General features: G+C 30.2%; 17 protein-coding genes and 2 pseudogenes. 6 read left to right on the top strand and 13 right to left on the bottom strand.

Annotation, left to right across the window (positions count from 1 at the left end):
- Window positions 1-31: 31 nt before the first annotated feature.
- The gene (locus tag P7F85_RS12800) at window positions 32-124 is read right to left on the bottom strand and encodes a type I toxin-antitoxin system Fst family toxin (protein WP_021459888.1); all 93 of its coding nucleotides are present in this window, start codon (window positions 122-124) and stop codon (window positions 32-34) included.
- 402 nt (window positions 125-526) lie between these two features.
- On the opposite strand from P7F85_RS12800, the gene P7F85_RS12795 reads away from it, so the two are divergent.
- Window positions 527-1,138: an LPXTG cell wall anchor domain-containing protein gene (locus P7F85_RS12795; RefSeq protein WP_002465829.1), complete on the top strand. Its 612-nt coding sequence runs from the start codon at window positions 527-529 to the stop codon at window positions 1,136-1,138.
- 143 nt (window positions 1,139-1,281) lie between these two features.
- Window positions 1,282-1,461 (top strand): hypothetical protein, encoded by a 180-nt coding sequence (locus P7F85_RS12790; protein WP_042752767.1) that lies wholly within the window; start codon window positions 1,282-1,284, stop codon window positions 1,459-1,461.
- 148 nt (window positions 1,462-1,609) lie between these two features.
- Here P7F85_RS12790 and P7F85_RS12785 read toward each other — a convergent pair whose 3' ends face one another.
- From P7F85_RS12785 to P7F85_RS12770, 4 genes and pseudogenes are all read right to left on the bottom strand, one after another.
- On the bottom strand, window positions 1,610-1,744 hold the full coding sequence (locus P7F85_RS12785) for a beta-class phenol-soluble modulin (protein WP_002465837.1): 135 nt from the start codon (window positions 1,742-1,744) through the stop codon (window positions 1,610-1,612).
- Between the two features lie 144 nt (window positions 1,745-1,888).
- Window positions 1,889-2,741 (bottom strand): annotated as a pseudogene (locus P7F85_RS12780) (replication initiation protein).
- 844 nt (window positions 2,742-3,585) lie between these two features.
- Window positions 3,586-3,801, bottom strand: coding sequence for a hypothetical protein (locus P7F85_RS12775; RefSeq protein ID WP_002465838.1), 216 nt, complete (start codon window positions 3,799-3,801; stop codon window positions 3,586-3,588).
- Between the two features lie 87 nt (window positions 3,802-3,888).
- Entirely contained in the window at window positions 3,889-5,085 is a 1,197-nt protein-coding gene (locus P7F85_RS12770; protein WP_002465840.1) for an MFS transporter, read from the bottom strand.
- Between the two features lie 268 nt (window positions 5,086-5,353).
- Here P7F85_RS12770 and P7F85_RS12765 point away from each other — a divergent pair, with 268 nt between their 5' ends.
- Window positions 5,354-6,232 (top strand): aKG-HExxH-type peptide beta-hydroxylase, encoded by an 879-nt coding sequence (locus tag P7F85_RS12765; RefSeq protein ID WP_226956368.1) that lies wholly within the window; start codon window positions 5,354-5,356, stop codon window positions 6,230-6,232.
- A 31-nt stretch (window positions 6,233-6,263) separates the two neighbouring features.
- Here P7F85_RS12765 and P7F85_RS12760 read toward each other — a convergent pair whose 3' ends face one another.
- Window positions 6,264-6,542 (bottom strand): alcohol dehydrogenase catalytic domain-containing protein, encoded by a 279-nt coding sequence (locus tag P7F85_RS12760; protein WP_227701689.1) that lies wholly within the window; start codon window positions 6,540-6,542, stop codon window positions 6,264-6,266.
- Between the two features lie 521 nt (window positions 6,543-7,063).
- On the opposite strand from P7F85_RS12760, the gene P7F85_RS12755 reads away from it, so the two are divergent.
- Both P7F85_RS12755 and P7F85_RS12750 read left to right on the top strand, forming a co-directional pair.
- Window positions 7,064-7,522 carry a MarR family winged helix-turn-helix transcriptional regulator gene (locus P7F85_RS12755; protein WP_046464520.1) on the top strand — a complete coding sequence of 153 codons (459 nt, stop codon included), beginning with the start codon at window positions 7,064-7,066 and terminating at the stop codon, window positions 7,520-7,522.
- Window positions 7,509-8,852 (top strand): dihydrolipoyl dehydrogenase family protein, encoded by a 1,344-nt coding sequence (locus P7F85_RS12750; RefSeq protein ID WP_270251691.1) that lies wholly within the window; start codon window positions 7,509-7,511, stop codon window positions 8,850-8,852. Before P7F85_RS12755 ends, P7F85_RS12750 begins: the two co-directional genes overlap by 14 nt.
- Window positions 8,853-9,566: 714 nt before the next feature.
- Here the strand turns inward: P7F85_RS12750 and P7F85_RS12745 are convergent.
- The 6 genes from P7F85_RS12745 to alsS all read right to left on the bottom strand — a co-directional run bounded on the left by P7F85_RS12745 (window position 9,567) and on the right by alsS (window position 15,745).
- Window positions 9,567-9,659: a type I toxin-antitoxin system Fst family toxin gene (locus P7F85_RS12745; RefSeq protein ID WP_023016171.1), complete on the bottom strand. Its 93-nt coding sequence runs from the start codon at window positions 9,657-9,659 to the stop codon at window positions 9,567-9,569.
- Between the two features lie 278 nt (window positions 9,660-9,937).
- Window positions 9,938-10,048, bottom strand: coding sequence for an SE2200 family small protein (locus P7F85_RS12740; RefSeq protein ID WP_100066977.1), 111 nt, complete (start codon window positions 10,046-10,048; stop codon window positions 9,938-9,940).
- Window positions 10,049-10,072: 24 nt separating this feature from the next.
- Window positions 10,073-11,572, bottom strand: coding sequence for an L-lactate dehydrogenase (quinone) (gene lqo / locus P7F85_RS12735; protein WP_002451369.1), 1,500 nt, complete (start codon window positions 11,570-11,572; stop codon window positions 10,073-10,075).
- Between the two features lie 132 nt (window positions 11,573-11,704).
- Window positions 11,705-13,309 carry an L-lactate permease gene (locus P7F85_RS12730; RefSeq protein ID WP_002465841.1) on the bottom strand — a complete coding sequence of 535 codons (1,605 nt, stop codon included), beginning with the start codon at window positions 13,307-13,309 and terminating at the stop codon, window positions 11,705-11,707.
- Between the two features lie 34 nt (window positions 13,310-13,343).
- On the bottom strand, window positions 13,344-14,048 hold the full coding sequence (gene budA / locus P7F85_RS12725; protein WP_058660275.1) for an acetolactate decarboxylase: 705 nt from the start codon (window positions 14,046-14,048) through the stop codon (window positions 13,344-13,346).
- Between the two features lie 32 nt (window positions 14,049-14,080).
- Entirely contained in the window at window positions 14,081-15,745 is a 1,665-nt protein-coding gene (gene alsS / locus P7F85_RS12720) for an acetolactate synthase AlsS (protein WP_210225394.1), read from the bottom strand.
- A gap of 967 nt (window positions 15,746-16,712) precedes the next feature.
- On the opposite strand from alsS, the pseudogene P7F85_RS12715 reads away from it, so the two are divergent.
- Window positions 16,713-16,889 (top strand): annotated as a pseudogene (locus P7F85_RS12715) (amino acid ABC transporter permease); the annotation flags it as partial.
- A 50-nt stretch (window positions 16,890-16,939) separates the two neighbouring features.
- Here P7F85_RS12715 and P7F85_RS12710 read toward each other — a convergent pair.
- Window positions 16,940-17,323, bottom strand: coding sequence for an urea transporter (locus P7F85_RS12710; protein ID WP_370657655.1), 384 nt, complete (start codon window positions 17,321-17,323; stop codon window positions 16,940-16,942).
- Window positions 17,324-17,348: the final 25 nt, after the last annotated feature.

The following is a 17,348-nucleotide window of genomic DNA, read 5'->3' as shown; positions in this document are numbered from 1 at the left end:
TTGGGGCTCTTTATGTGATATGGATAGTCGCCTATTTATTGTGCTGATTTAGCCAATAGGTAAACCAAGCTACAATACATCCAGTTATCACAGGTGCAATAACCGTTACGAATAAAAAGTCCACAGATGCTCACCTCCTTCCATAGTAATTTCGCCTATGGAAGTTAAGGCGACTCCATTATTATATCATCTATGAATGTACAAGCATATGTACTTCCGATAAATAAAGTTAAATTATGTTAACTAACACACAAGGGACAAACACTGTTAGATCAGCGTTTGTCCCTTGTCGTTCGGATTATAGGTTATTCATCTTTTATACATTACCCTAATGACACGTTTTCATGCATTTTCATTTTAATTGATTATGTATAAATATACCTTAGATCATGTCTTTCAAGGATATCAAATGCTTATACATATATTTGTTTAATAAATTTTAAATTACACTATCTATTATTTTTTTAATAAGTTTACTGTGTTAAAATTCTACTGTACGATTAAATACATATTAAGGAGTGCTTTTATGAAAACAACTAAAATTTTAGGTACAACAACATTAGCAGGCGCTTTATTATTCACAGGTGTAGGAGCAACTCATTCTAACGAAGCACATGCAGATACACAAGAAATCACATTACCAACACCTTCTGAATGGCAAACACAACATGATAAATTGGTACAAGCTAAAGCAGAACACCCTAACCAAGGTGGAGAAGGTGGCGGACCTGGTGCTATTACTAGTTACGACAAAAGTTATGAAGAATATATTCAAAAAAACTTAGATTATGAAAGAAAATATGAAACTGTAGATTTTAAAATACCTCAAGAAGGTAAAGCATATTTAAATGGTCAAAATAGTGATAATTCTAATAATCAACAATTATCTCAAAATAACGATCAACAAGCTCAAAATCAAGCAACTGATAACACTGTAAATACTCAAAATAACGACCAACAACAAACTCAAACTACTGATAATAACACTACAACTCAAACTAATACTCAAGAACAAGCTAAAGTTTTACCAGAAACTGGTGAATCATCAAACACTACAATCTTAACAATAGTTGCATCAGTATTATTAGCTGCTGGTTCATTATTAGTATTTAGACGTACTTCTAAATCGAACAAATAATAATTAATTATAAAAAGAGCACAAAGCGAAGCTTTGTGCTCTTTTTATATCTTCAAATCCCATAAATTTAACATCTTAAAAATTATAAGAGTAATTTTGTTATACTAAAAAAGCACTTCCTGTGCATGAAAGGAGGTGTGCATATGGCGTTAACGATACTTTCACTTGTTGGAACATTTATCTTATCTGTTATCGCTGGTGTAGTTGCGAACTACATTACAGATAACCTAAAAAAGATAAATAAAAAACCCCACTTTGCTTTGGTCGGCAGTGGGGTTTTTTGCATATGGCGAACCATACTTCACTTGTTATTTTCAGTATAGCTTTTAGGGAGGTATTTGTAAATTACAATATCTAAAAATATAGAAGTAATTACCTGAATATAAGGATTGATTGTTTACTAATGATTTTCAGCGTAAAAAAACTATCCATAAATTCTTCAATTTTATGGATAGTTTTTTTGTTTATCGATTAAACATATTTTAAAACTTGATCTGCAATTTTAGCGATTGTATTCGCAATACCAAATCCCATGTCTACCCAATCTTGTTTGACATGTAAACCTGAATTTACAGCATTATGTAATGATTCAACGATACCTGACATCAATATTCACCCCTTTGTATAAATTATAAATATAATCTTATATACAAATAACATTTATTACATGGTTTTGTAAATAGGATTTACATTATTTTAACACAGCATAGCATGTGAAATATATTTTTATCAGAATGAGTATTTTCTTACTCATTCTTCCCAATCAACTTGAAGTTGTTTTAAAAAAGCTTCCCGATCTTTTTCAAGCTGTGGGTCATATTTCTTTTCTCTTCTCATAAGTCCTTTCTTCTAACCATTTTGGTGTTTTTTCCCGATTTATCATGTGTTTGGTTTTGCCTGAAACTGTCATTTCCGGTTGTCTCTTGGAGTGAATACGTTTCTCAGCATCAAACGTAAACTCTAGCCATTCAATTTTGCGACCTTTTTTTGCCTTTATTTTATTGATATTAAGATTGTTAAAAATAAAACCTAACTCTTTAATGATAGGGACTAATACTTTTTGATTAATATGTGTCATACGGTAACTATTAGGAATATCTAGTCGCTCTCTAAAATCCTCAATTTGAATTTTGAAATAGCCTGTGTGTTTATATTGTTTTAATAACCTAAACATATTTTTAGAGTATGTTGATTTAAGGTGTGTCATTTCTTTCAATTCAAACTTAGTAAAATCAGCTGTTATTTCATTTAAAACGTGCTTTAATTTAGGGTTAATACTAACAATTAATTCTTGTTCATCAACATCAACTTCATATCCTGTAAACAATACAAATTTTTTGAAAGATAGGCCACTTCTTTCAGTATAAGTTAAAGTTAACATCTTATCGTATACATGTTCTAAATCTTTAACAAAACGTTTTAGGGAACTATGATAGTAATTACTTAAGTGACGTAACTTCTCAAAAGGGATAGTTAATTCTTTTATATCTTGTTCTTTTAACTTATTACAAAGACTAAAAAATATATCGATTTCTGTGCTGGTAAACTTACGTAAAGGAACTAAATTCATTTCATTTTGATAGACAACAGTTTCTCCAGACATGTTTATAAACCCTCCTAAGCAGTAAACAAAAATTAGGACACTTAAAAAATAATAGGTGTCTTAATAGTATGTAAACACTTTAATTTAAAACTATAATAGCATCAATTTAACTACAAAGGCAACTTTTTTTAAAAAAGTTGCCTTTGTCATCTCAAACCTCTTGTCGCTCTAAGGCTCAAACAATACTTATAAAGGTCTTAAAAAGATTTATAAAAAGATATTAAAAAGTTCGAGGCAATTTGCCCCGAACAAATTCAAAAGACAAAAAGGAAACCAACCACATTTGTGGTTGGTTTTTATTATTTAAAAAAGAAATAAGTGATATAACTTTAATGCATTATTCCAATTGCTTTATTGACATTGAGCCTCTGAACCCTTAATAAACCCTAAAACTGTCGACTCGTCGGTTTCATAGCTCACGCTATCCCGACATTCGTCGAAACAGTTTAATTAAGGGTTCTTCTCAATGCTCAATAAATTTTCTCGGCATAAATGCGTATATATTTTTTAATTAAATTAGTAAATATTAAAAGTAAAGACAAAATGTTTTTACTTTTAAAGTAAATTTTAAAAGACTTTTTTAGAATGTAGTGTTAAAATTAAAATAGTTTGTTAGGTAAAAAATCTTTGTCTTTTTGATCTCATGTACATTTGTATTGTGTACATGAGATTTTTGTTATAATTTTAAATACCTAGTTTATTATTTGATTTATATGAAGTGTTTAAAAAAGTTGCTATCGGAAATATAATCTTATTTCCGATAGCAACTTTTTATTTTAAATCTAATTTAAGCTTTATACAGCCTCTTTATTTAGAAATATAACCCCATTCTATTATTATTAACTTAAATACTCTTATAAGCTCTTAAAATGGCATATATAAGCATGCCAAAGAATACATAAGGGACTAAATAAAATACAATGATCAGATAACGCCATGCTGAATGACCGGTTTTAAGGACGTGATTAATCCATTCGTAAAAATGTTGCACACCTAACCAGTCACCTAAGGGACTTAAAACTAAAAATGCGACCATCACTAAGGCAATGATAAAAAACATTGCTGTAATACCTTAAGTGGTTTGGGCCAGCTTGTTGGGGATAATCCCCAAGCCCCTTATGTTTTGATAACGCAAAAAAAGAGTGGCTTAAACACTAGCCACTCTATGAAATATAAGTCCTAGTACAAAAACTAAAAAATAAGCTAACCCTCCGATAAAAAATGCAAATTGGACACTACTATAATCTACAATATATGAAATTAGTAATGTACTTATAGAAAAACTAAAACTGTATACCATATTATTTAAAATATAAGTATTAGTAAGTTGTGTGTTAGTTAACTTTAATTGAATGACAGAATGTAAAATAATAGATCTAATTTCATCTAAAAGTCCGAATATAAAAGAAAAAACTAAAGCTATATATATATATTTGTGTAAGCCAAAACTTATATTTAATATTCCTATGAAAATAGGTAAGTAAATAACAAAGAAAATTGTTCTTTTCTGAAAAAAAGAATCTTTAAAATTAACCATTATTCCTGCAAAAATTAAACCTAGAAAAAATGTAGCGTTAATCATTCCAAACCAGAATGTCTCTACTTTTAAAAATACTTGAATATATATTAGTAAAATAGCAGCTACCCAAACGCTGTGTGCAAAGGATTCTATAAAGGTTGAACTGTTTAAAAAAATACTTTCTTTATTTTTGAAATTTATAGAGAGCATTGTGAAAAATGACTTGTGCAAAGTTTCTTTTTGAGTATCATGCTCAATAGTAACATTTATTAAATAAATGAATATTACTGAAATAATATAGCAAAAAATAGTTAGAATGACTAAATTAATATTCCCAATTAATGATAGCAATATACCACCTAATGACCAAGAACCGACTTGTACAATGTTACTCATAGTATTCATTTTTGCATTTGCAATTGTTATATTTGTATCATCTTCTAACAAGGGAATCATAGAGTTCTTTATTGGATTTGTAAAACCATCAAACAATGAATTCATAAATATAAAAAAATAGAGATAAGGCAAAGGTATATTATTCATATATATTATAAATAATATAAATAGCATCATTATGATTTTCAGACATTGAAACAGTAACAAAATACTTCTTTTTGATAAATATTGGTATATATAGGGAGATATTATTCCACTAAAAAATATCCCTGTAGTTATTATTATTGGAACAAGAGCTGGCCCAGTAGCATTTTTAGTTTGTTGATATATATACATTAAAATTCCGACAACATATATAACATCACCAATATTCGCCGATAATTGGCTCAAAAAAAGATAATAAAAATTATTACTATGTTTTTTTTTCATGTATATACCCCTTGATTTATCTGAATTATTAGAATATTATAACATTATATTCTTTAGAAGAATATATTATATTATAAACAAAGGTGGAGATATTATGAGTAAAGATACGAAGAAGAATATTTTACGTTATAAAAAAGACTACCTTAATGAAGATTCACGAGACACTAGAAAACCTTTAAGAATGCAAATTCATACAAAAGAAAAATAGTTTATGTTTAATGGGAGGATATACCTCCCATTATTTTTAACTAATGAGGGGGCAATTAGTATGACAGAAAACTTCAATCTACCATATCTTAATAATTCTCATATTAAACAAAATATAAACGAACTTTATGACTTTACAAAGGAAGAATACGGAACAAATTTAGAAGAAGATGCGAGCTTAAAAGAAAAATATTTTGAAGCTATAAATAATTTGCAATCTGTTCAAGTCCCATATAGTAAAGAGGAAATTATTATCTCTTTTGAAGATAAATACTTACAAAATTCATTATTAGATTTAAAAATGATTGATCAAGAAGATTTAATAAATAATAAACACATCTTTAATAGTGAAGAACAAGAAGAAACGCGTAATAGAATTAAAAAAGCATTACAATTAATAAAATCACTACATAGAGATTTATATGAACTAATTGAAATCATTGTAGGTTCTTTTTTAATTTTAAGAAAAGAAAATTTTGGAGGGGGATCAGTTTCTAATATTCTTGGAATGATTTGGTTAAATCCACAAAATGATTGGAATATCATTGATTGTGCAGAAGCAATCTATCATGAATTTATACATCAAAGTATTTTTTTAGATGATATGGTAAATTCCATTTTTCCAGATGCCAACGCTTGTGATCAAGAAGAAGCATTAGTTACTTCTACTATACTAAAAAGAAAGAGACCATTGGATAGATCTTTTCATGCTGCTGGAGTATCATTAGGTGTTATGCATTTATATTATTTGCTTCATGATAAAGAAAAATCTTATCAACATTATGATGATTTTAAACAAACAATTGAAGAACTTAATGATAAAACTCAATTTTTAGATGACCATGGCATATATACACTACAAGAATTTAACAAGTATATAGTAAAACCAGATTATGAAGTTATAACAAAATTACTAAAATCTAAAGATGATGTTGCATAATTTATACAGTCGAACTACCTATAATGCTTAATTATGAAAACCAATTCACAAATGCTGCTACTGGCAAAGTTGACGATTGATTATCTGTAAGTGTTTCAGGAGAGAATACAGGTGCATTTGCATTCAATACCATGTATTCTGAAAGTCCACCATCTACTGTAGCACCTAAGGCATGTGATTGTTCATCGCTTTTAGGTTTTCCATCTAGCCACTTGGTAAACATATGTGAAGTAACACGATCATCTTTTTTAAATTTGGTAACTTTTGAGCCGATTTCTACAACTATTCCTGAAGCATCTGAAACAGGAATAAACGAAAATTTTAATAATTCAGGCGTATATATACCTTCGACAATTGCAGTATCTCAATAATTAAGTGATACAGAGTTAACTTTAATTAAAATTTGATCTTCTGTAATTCGGGTTTCTCTAGTTCAACTTGTTTAAGGTTATCTAAACCAAATTTTTCTAATTGCCATGCTTTCACTATTAAAACTCCCTTTTATTAGTATTATGGAAAAATTTGCAAAACAATCAAATCGTCATATTATTAAACGACGATATATAAGTATGAAAAAATAACTAAATTATAGTTCTTTTTTCAACTACTTTACGTATATTTTTAATGACTTGCTCATTCCTCTTTTAAATAATACCCTGAAACCATAAGCTTTACGTACTATTTTTAAAATCGAAATCAATTTGCACAATTGATGAAAAATTTTAAAAGTTAGTAATCAATTAAACAAACGTATGTGGTTCATTATAAGTTTGTTTAATTGATTAATCGTTTGCGATTGATTATTCTTTAATGAGAATAGGAGTGATTAAATTGATTGATGATGAAATGAAATTGGCACATCAGCTATGCTTTTCTGCTTATAATGTTAACAAATTATTCAGCAAATTTTATGAAAAGCAATTAAGTCAATTCGGTTTAACTTTTTCTCAATATCTAGTGCTATTAACCTTATGGGAAGAAAACCCTCAAACTTTATTAGCCATTGGTAAAAAGTTGAATCTAGCAAGTAATACCCTAAGCCCATTACTAAAAAGACTTGAGCAAGCTGGATGGGTTCAAAGAAATAGAGATGAAAGCGATAAACGTAACCTTATCATAACTTTAACGATAAAAGGTCTAAATGAGCAAGAAGCAGTACATGAAGCTATTGCTAAATGTGTTTCTTCACAATTTGATGTAGATGAATATATGAAAGCCAAAAGTATTATGGATAATTTAGAAGAAACGTTGAAAACTATTACAAAGGATGATTCAAATGAAACAATATGATGTCGTATTTTTAGGTAGTGGACACGCAGCTTGGCATAGTGCGCTGACTTTAAACAAAGCGGGGAAATCGGTTGCTATTGTCGAAAAAGATCGTATAGCAGGTACTTGTACAAACTATGGGTGCAATGCCAAAATTTTATTGGAAAACCCTTATGAAGTACTAGAGCAAGCTTCACACTATCCCAACATAATAAATACTGAAGCATTATCAGTGAATTGGGAAAACCTTATGTCTTATAAACATAAAATCATTGACCCTATGGCAAATACTTTGAAAGGTTTATTTGAACAACAAGGTATAGATATTATTGAAGGGGCAGGAAAACTATTAGATGAGCATCACCTCTTAGTAGATGACGAACAATATTATGGTGAAAACATAGTTATTGCAACAGGTCAACACAGCAATAAGTTAGATATTGAAGGGTCTGAATATACGCACGATAGTAGAGACTTCTTATCCTTAAAGCAAATGCCAAATAGTATCACATTTATAGGTGTAGGTATTATTAGTATTGAATTTGCTAGCATAACCATTAAATCTGGTGTAGAAACTCATATGATTCATGTTGACGATGAACCGCTCAAAGGTTTTTATTCAGCACATATTGCTAAATTAATGGACAAATTGGCAACAGAAGGAGTTCAATTCCATATGAATGAAAATACTACTGTAATTAAAAAGCAAGGTGACAATTATACTGTATCAACAGAATCAGGATTAGAGATTACTACTAACTATGTGTTAGATGCTACTGGACGTAGACCAAATGTCAACGGTATTGGACTTGAAGAAGCTGGCGTTAATTTCAATACTCGAGGTATACAGGTAGATGAATATTTACGTACAAATATCCCTAATATTTATGCTAGTGGGGACGTTTTAGATAAAATTATTCCTAAATTAACACCTACTGCAACATTTGAATCTAACTATATTGCTGCGCATATTTTGGGTATGAATAAAAACCCTATTAACTATCCTGCAATACCTTCAGTTTTATATACACTACCAAGATTGTCTAATATTGGAGTTTCTGTAGATGAAGCTAATACTAGTGAGGACTATAAAGTGATAGATATTCCTTTTGGTAAACAAATGGTGTTTGAATACAAAAATGAAACTGAAGCTGAAATGACAATTGTATTAAATAATGATAAACAATTAGTGGGAGCTGCTATATATGCTGATGATGCACCAGATTTAGTTAATTTATTAACTTTCATTGTAAACCAAAAATTAACGGCTCAAGATTTAAATAAAATGATTTTTGCTTTTCCTGGATCATCAAGTGGCGTTATAGATCAATTAAAATTAGCAATGTTATAAAAGGAGTGCTATAAAATAACTAATAATATTTATGATATACAAGTTGTTAGCAAAGATGGTATTGTAGTAAAAAGACTTGCTCCCAAAGACAGTCCTAAAAAAGTAAAAACTTTATTTCAGAATTTATTATAAAATTGAAATGGCACAATAATATAGCGTTTAATATCTAATTATGTTACTAGTAAACATATCCACAATCCTACTGAATAGAATGAAAAAAAGCACAATACAAAGCTAAAGTTGATAAGAATGTACTGAAGCTATGTTTATCTATAATTGTATTACATTTTACAATACATCTTTTTTCTTCAAAAGGGATTAGAAGACGATGATTACCATTATTCAATTTTTCCAGTTGTATTTTAAATTTTAAATAAAGTCTTGTTTTTATCATCTATAAAAATTTCTCCATGGCTAACTGGAATTCTAAAAGGAAGCATATACTTAAAAGTAAGTAATTTCATATTATTATGATTTACTCCATTAATTTGTTTTAAAAGATTTTCATCCTGTGATGTAAATTTAACTTTATTGATCAGAATCATTCCTATTTTTATTTATATTGGATACACATAACCTAAACAGATAAAACTACTTTGCATTCCTAACCTATATGATGATATACTGTGTTTAACAAAGAGAATTCCATAGGCACACCAACCCCCTCACTACCGGAAATAGTGAGGGGGTTTTTGGCGTAGCTATGTCGCCTTATTATTTGTTACGATTGTTTAGCCAAAACGTGAAAATCGCAACAATGCATCCTGAAATCACAGGTGCAATTATACTAACAAAGAGAATTGCCACAGGTCCCACCTCCTTCCATAGTAATTTCGCCTATGGAAGTTAAGACGACTCTAGTATTATACCATCTGTGAATCTACAAGCTTATATACTTCCAATAAGTCATCTTACGTAGTATTTTAAAACAGCTTGATTTCTTATAGTACTATACTTACAGAATTATAAACCTCTATCAATGAAAAAAGAGATCTCATATATGAGATCTCTTTTTAATATCACTAAAAATTGAATTTGGCTTTATAAAACTAATATACGTAATAATTTTTATAAATATTTTGACTCTAATATTCTATGTTTGGTGCTTGGTTTACATGTTTTTGGTAACGTTTGAGTGCACAAAAACCAATAGTACTAATAAGTGTTACTATTAATAATTTTTTCACGCTTAACATTCCTTTTTAGCATTGTATTGTAGTCTACTTATTGTTTTGATAGTAATTTAATTCTAAATCTTTTGATGTCTGTTGACGGATTTTTTTCATTAACGCAGTATCATTAATGAGTGATTTACCATAAGATGGAATCATTTTTTGTATTTTAGGCGTCCATTCAGATTCATATTCAGGGAAGTTTTTCTCAAGTACTTCTAAAGCTACAGATACTGAAGTTGATGCTCCTGGAGACTCTCCTAATAAAGCTATTACCGAATGATCTTCAGAATTAACAACTTCTGTACCAAACTGAATAAATCCTTTACCATATTCAGGAGTATCTTTAATCACTTGTACACGTTTGCCTGCAGTGTATAACTGCCAATCTTCATCACGTGCTTCTGGATAAAATGTACGTAAATGATTCATACAACCTTCTTTAGTCATTAATATTTGATCAAATGAATATTTGATTAAAGGTAGGTTTTTAGCAGCAGCAGATAATAATGTTGTAATATTATATGGTTTGACTGATTTAAATAAATCAAGATTAGAACCATTTTTTAAGAACTTAGGACCCACACTAGCGAATGGACCGAATAATAATGTACGTTCACCATCAATATATCGAGTATCCAAGTGAGGTACTGTCATAGGCGGTGTGCCAGGTGGTTCTTTACCGTAAACTTTGGCATCGTGTTGGGCTATAATGTCTGGGTTAGTACAAATTAAAAATTGTCCTGTAATAGGGAATCCACCCAAATGTTTACTTTCTGGAATTCCAGTTTTTTGTAATAGTGGAATAGCGCCACCACCAGCACCAATAAATACATAATCAGCAAGTTCAGTTTGAACATCACCGCTGTTACGTTGACGCACTTTAACTTCCCATTTACCATCTTTTCGATGGTTAAAGTCTATTACTTCATGATTATATTGGACATTGGCATTAGGATGTTGTTCAATGTTTTTAGCCATTTTACGAGTAAGCTCTCCAAAGTTAACGTCTGTACCTTCGTTAATCTTACTAGCAGCCATAATATCACTTGAGCTATGACCCTCCATCATTAATGGAACCCATTTTCTCATCTCTTCAATATCTTCTGTATATTCAATATTGTCGAACATTGGAAAATCCTTCATAGCATGATAACGATCCTTTAAGAATTGAACGTTATTTTTACCTCTAACAAAACTAATGTGAGGTAATGGTTGAATAAATTCTTTAGGGTTAGAAATACTATTATTTTTAACTAAATGACCCCAAAATTGTTTTGAAATCTCAAACTGTTCATTAATTTCTTTTGCTTTTTCTATATCAATTGATCCATCAGGTTGTTTCACTGTATAGTTCAATTCACATAAAGCAGCATGACCAGTTCCAGCATTATGACGCTCATTTGAACTTTCGATACCAGGACGATCTAAACGTTCATATAGTTTTATATTCCAACTTGGTTCTAACTCTTTAAGCATAGAACTAAAAGTTGTGCTTAAAACACCAGCGCCAATAACAACAACTGTTTTTGACTCTTTTGTATTCATAATTGACTCCCTTCTTTTAAGTACAAATATTAGTGTAATACAAAACATACAGAAATTAAAATACTTATTTTTAATAAGAACTATTCTTTTATGGAATAGATACATATTCTGTAATATTATTGTTATTTCTACTTAGCTTATTAATAAGCTAAGTAGAAAGGTCCAGATGCATACAAATACTAATAATCCTATACTAAAGCGCATTGTCATTTTCATTAATTGTGATTCATTTCCTACTTCATTAACTGCAGCAGTAGCAATAGCTATAGATTGAGGTGATACAATTTTAGCCGTAACGCCACCAGCTACGTTAGCTGCCACAAGTAAGGACCCTTTAGCACCAATTTGTCCAGCAACAGAGGCTTGTATTGGAGCAAACAATGCATTGTTATTTACAACTGATCCAGTCATAAATACACCTATCCAACCTAAAACTGGTGATAATAATGGAAATATAGATCCAGCTTTAGCAATACCTTGGCCCATAGCACTACTTAATCCGCCATAAGTCGTTACTTTAGATACAGCTAGGATAAAACATATTGTTAATACAGAAATCCATAGCTCTTTCACTGTTAATCCTAATAGTTTCCCAGCAATTTTAAAATTCATGTTATTTGCAATAATAATAGTCAAAATGGCTGTAATTAATATAGCTGTACCGGTTTGTGCAATAAAATTAAAAGTGAGTACATTTGGTGCGTGCGTTACATCATTCATCGTACCAGGTACATTAAAATTAATTACAAGAGAGTGTAATAGTCCTTTCTTTTCAAATAATCCTTTAAAGAATGATGAACTCCATATAAGTACAATAACAGTTAAAATGATGAAAGGACTCCATGCATAAACAATATCTTTGAATGAATGTTTAGCTACACGTTTAGGCTCTTCATTTTGTTGTAATCTAAATATGTTTTTAGGTTGAAACTTACTAGAGAATAATGCTAGTGCAACCATAGCTACCAATCCAGGTATAATATCTGCAAGTTCAGGACCTGCAAATGATGTTATAATCACTTGTAAAAACGTATAAGTTACAGAAACAACTAAAATAGATGGTAATATCTCTTTAATACCTCTGAATCCATCAATCATAAATATTAATAAGAAAGGCACAAAAAAGCTAATAAAGCCTAAAGTTAAATTACCAATTAGTGCTACCTCGGTAGCAGAAACATCACCTGATAAATTTAACGTATCGATAATAGCTACTGGAATTCCTACTGCACCATAAGCCCCAGCAGCAGCATTGCCTACTAAACAATACATAGCTGCCTCTAAGGGTTTGAATCCCATCTGCGTAAGTAATACAGCGCATATAGCAATTGGTACACCAAATCCGGCTGCGCCTTCTAAAAATGCATTAAATACAAAACCGATTAGTAATAATTGAATACGTTGATCTTGTGAAATACTAGCTATACTATCTTTAACAATATCAAATTGACCACTTTTGGTAGAAATTTTATACAACCATACGGCCATAATAACTATAAAACCAATGGGAATAATACCTTGATAGAAACCTTCAAATGTGGCTCCTCCAGCAATGTTCAAAGGTAATTTAAAAACTAATAATGCTACTAATATTGTTATAATCAAAGTTGTTAATGCAGCATAAACACCTTTCATTTTAAATACTGTTAAACACAGTAAGAAAAGAATGATTGGTATAGCAGCAACAATTGAAGATAACAACAAATTATGAAATGGATCAAATGAATGCACTAACATAACAATTTATACTCCTCTTTTAATTTTTAAGATACTATTCTGCTTCTCTAATTTCCTCTGCAATATCTTTATAATCAATATCCGTCTTATTAAAGATTTCATCATTAATTGGGAAATGTTGTTCGAATGTTTCGAAGTTCTGAATTTCAACCTTAGCATCTTCTATTTCAAAGTCTAGCACATGGCCGCCGAAGTTACGATCATTATTCGCAAAGTGCACATGGAATCCTGCTGAACCTACACCATGGAATAGTTCGGGCGTGAAGAAACCAACAACAGTTCCTTTAATATACGTTTCAGTTTGTTCAGGTTGTCTGCGTGCCGAATCAATTAATCGTGTATATGGCGGCTCTTGTCCAGGCATCATGCGAACGTGCATTTTTTTGAATACTCCAGAAATTTTAACAGCTGAAAATAAGTTTTCACTCAACATGTTTTCTTTAACTTCGTCAAAAACGTCTTCAGATGATTTATCTTTAGTTTGGTATGTTGTATCTGCCTTGAATTTCGTCACTGTCGCATAAGGTGTTAATTCATCACCTTTGAGTTCAACGAATTCTTTATGTTCGTTGGCATGATAAGCCTTACCATCCACAAATATCACTTCTCCATTCGATCCCGTTAAAGTCGCAATACCTAAATCTCCATGTTTTAATATTTCATTAATTGAGGTAGTACCCTTTAATAGTCCTGCCATCAATGTTCCTAATGTACCGTGTTGATATAAGATATTAGTCATAAAAGCTTCACTCCTCAATTACTATTTGATTATTAATTAAATGCATCAGGCAACATATTGGTTGAAAGTTTTACATTATCTTTATAATTTACAGGTATATCAATGACTACAGGTCCTTGAATTTCATAACCTTTTTTAATCGCATTTTCTAATTCTTCTTGATTTGTGACACGCATACCTTTTGCTCCAAAAGCTTCTGCATATTTCACATAATCAACTGAACCAAAATCTACACCTGATGAACGTTCATATTTCATTTCTTCTTGGAACTCAACCATATTATACTTACCATCATTCCAAATTAATTGTATGATATTTAGATTTTTTCGAACAGCTGTTTCTAAATCCTGCGCTGAAAATAGGAATCCACCATCACCAGCCACTGAAACAACTTGTGTATTTGGACGTACAAGTGCTGCAGAAATCGCCCATGGTAATGCAACACCTAATGTTTGCATACCATTACTAAATAATAAATGTCTTGGATTATAACTTCTGAATTTACGCGCCATCCAAATATAATGACTTCCAACATCAACAGTAACTGTTGTGTCATCAGTTAACATCTTCTGCATAGATTCGATAATCTCTATTGGATGTAATACACCCTCTTCATGAGTTGCTTTAATACCTGTTTCTTCAATGATATGTGCTCTTAACTGCTCTAATTCATCTAAATGTTGTTGGTTAATAAATGGTTCATCTACTTTGTCAGATATCATTTCAATAGTTCCTGCAATATTACCAATTAATTCTTTAGTAGGTTGCATATAATTTGTAATTTCTGCTGGAACTTCGTCAATATTGATCACTTTCGTGTCTAATTCCTTATTCCAATTGCTTGCTTCATACTCAATTGGATCATAACCAATTGTAACAACTAAATCACTTTTACGAAGTAATTCGTCACCTACTTGGTTACGGAACAATCCTACACGGCCAAAGAAGTGATTTTCTAATTCGCGACTAATGACACCAGCACCTTGGAATGTTTCTACTACTGGTAAGTTTGTTCTTTCAACTAATTTACGGATAGCATTTGTTTCATTTGCACTTGAACTTCTCATACCAGCAAGTAAAACAGGGAATGCTGCATTTTTAATTGCATCAATCACATCATTAATATCTTGCTCACTAGGAACACCTAAATTAGGCTTTTGACATAGTGCTATTGCTTTTGATTCTACTGGTGCTGAAATCACATCTTGTGGAATACTTATAAAGCTTGCACCATTTTTACCTGATGTTGCTATTCTCATAGCATTAGTCATGACTTCTGATAAAGATTCAGGATCTTGTACTTCTTCACTGTATTTTGTTGAGTATTTTAATAAAGCCGCGTTGTCTATACTTTGATGTGTTAAACGTAATAAATCATTACGCTTAACTTGTCCTCCTAAAGCTAATACGGGATCTCCTTCAGATGTTGCTGTTAATAGTCCAGTCGTTAAGTTACTTACACCTGGACCACTCGTTACAAGTGCGACACCAGGTTTACCAGTTAGTCGTCCTATACCTTGGGCCATCATTGCTGCGTTTTGCTCGTGACGCGTAACAATAAGTTCAGGTCCATCGTCTTCAAGTGCGTTAAATAAATAGTCAATTTTTGCACCTGGAATACCAAATACGTACTCTACACCATTATTTTTTAACGTGTCTATGACCATATCGGCTGCAGTATATTTTTTGTCTGCCATTTATATTCATTTCCTTTCAAGTTTTACATTACATGTCTATATCTACTAGTTGTATACATATTCAATGAAATACATGTAATTTGTTTGTATCTACATTATAACTCCATTTTAAACATGAATAAAAATACTAATTTACGATATTAATTATTCTTTTATTTCATACTTTCATTACTATTAATAAATTATATGGAGGTGGAACAATAGATATAACATATACTTCGTTGTTTTAGTGAATCCATATTGATTCTTTTAAATATATAAAAGTAAAAATAGTATATAGTCAGTGCACTTTATAATTTAATGAAAGAAGTTGAATGATAAAATTTGAAAGGGCTCGTTATACTGATACGATAATCTTTTTGATATCAGAAAGCTATGAAAATATTTGAAATTAAAGTTATCAATGCAACACTTAAAAATATTCAAAAATAAAGTCATGTAAGTGAATCATCAATCTAACTTTTAAAATAAGAAAAACTTCTTAATGTATAAATCGTAAAAAAGCTGCCTAAATACAAAGACAACTTTTATAACTTCATTATGTTTGAAAGGTATTAGATAAAGGAAATATTATTAAAAAGCAAAGAATGATAAAAAATTATTAGGTCACATTATATTTATCTATACCATTTAATTATAAAATTAATAAGTATATTTAAACATAATATAGGATATAAAAATTTACACAAAAAGAAGTTTTTTTATTATTTATATAATTTGTGTAATTCTAATGTTGGTTGCCATTGGCGCTTTTTTAAAAAACATTATGAGTAGAAGGAAAAGCAAAGTTTTCGATATTGTAGCTAGTACTACCTTTTTAATATCTTCAATTTTAATTTATGAAATTTTTATTGATTAAATAAAAAACTGTATTTCAATAAAAATTATTTATATTAATAATAGTAATATCATTTCTCTAATTATATTTAATTCCTTTTGACTTGGGAAATCAATAACTCTTTTATTTGCTTTTGCTGCTCAAGTAACAGAAATAATGGCAATCAGTACTGAAATGGATAATGAAGGCTATCAATTTGTACCAGTTTATACGGTTGCTGTAATATTTTATTGGTCATTAGCGATTATTATTGAGCTCATCTTCCATAAGCTAGAACACCATACATTTCATTATTTAGTGTCATAAATTAAACCTCTGGAACACGCTTTTGAATAAGCGTGCACCAGAGTTTTTAATTAATTCTTATTCTCAATATTTCTATGAGGACGACCAGCAAATAACATAATCCAAGTTGTTAGAATAAAAGGCATCGTCAATGATTGTAAACCGATGAGTTCAAGCATTGTATTCAAACCTAAATTCAATAGAACAGTTAATAATAAACCTAGGAATGTTGAAAAATATGTATTGATATTCGTCTTAAATGTGGTACCTAATGCTATTGCTGTTAATATTAAATTATAACCAAACAAATCTTGATTAATGTCATTCACGTTACCACCTAACATAGCTACAATAACAAAACTGAGTACATTACCTAAAATGGCATATACCGTTGCTTTTCTAGAATCGATTAAGATCACAACTTGCCCATATAATAGGTATGATAAACACTTCACTAAACCCTTCTAAAGTAGTTTTAAG

The sequence above is a fragment of the Staphylococcus sp. aM genome, from assembly GCF_052975125.1.
This window is presented reverse-complemented; position numbering and strand designations above follow the sequence as displayed.

Bases quoted from the DNA above. Each gene is read 5' to 3' on its own strand.
- P7F85_RS12795 (WP_002465829.1), top strand. From the start codon at position 527: ATGAAAACAACTAAAATTTTAGGTACAACAACATTAGCAGGCGCTTTA.
- P7F85_RS12790 (WP_042752767.1), top strand. From the start codon at position 1,282: ATGGCGTTAACGATACTTTCACTTGTTGGAACATTTATCTTATCTGTT.
- P7F85_RS12785 (WP_002465837.1), bottom strand. From the start codon at position 1,744: ATGTCAGGTATCGTTGAATCATTACATAATGCTGTAAATTCAGGTTTA.
- P7F85_RS12775 (WP_002465838.1), bottom strand. From the start codon at position 3,801: ATGTTTTTTATCATTGCCTTAGTGATGGTCGCATTTTTAGTTTTAAGT.
- P7F85_RS12770 (WP_002465840.1), bottom strand. From the start codon at position 5,085: ATGAAAAAAAAACATAGTAATAATTTTTATTATCTTTTTTTGAGCCAA.
- P7F85_RS12765 (WP_226956368.1), top strand. From the start codon at position 5,354: ATGACAGAAAACTTCAATCTACCATATCTTAATAATTCTCATATTAAA.
- P7F85_RS12750 (WP_270251691.1), top strand. From the start codon at position 7,509: ATGAAACAATATGATGTCGTATTTTTAGGTAGTGGACACGCAGCTTGG.
- P7F85_RS12740 (WP_100066977.1), bottom strand. From the start codon at position 10,048: ATGTTAAGCGTGAAAAAATTATTAATAGTAACACTTATTAGTACTATT.
- lqo (WP_002451369.1), bottom strand. From the start codon at position 11,572: ATGAATACAAAAGAGTCAAAAACAGTTGTTGTTATTGGCGCTGGTGTT.
- P7F85_RS12730 (WP_002465841.1), bottom strand. From the start codon at position 13,309: ATGTTAGTGCATTCATTTGATCCATTTCATAATTTGTTGTTATCTTCA.
- budA (WP_058660275.1), bottom strand. From the start codon at position 14,048: ATGACTAATATCTTATATCAACACGGTACATTAGGAACATTGATGGCA.
- alsS (WP_210225394.1), bottom strand. From the start codon at position 15,745: ATGGCAGACAAAAAATATACTGCAGCCGATATGGTCATAGACACGTTA.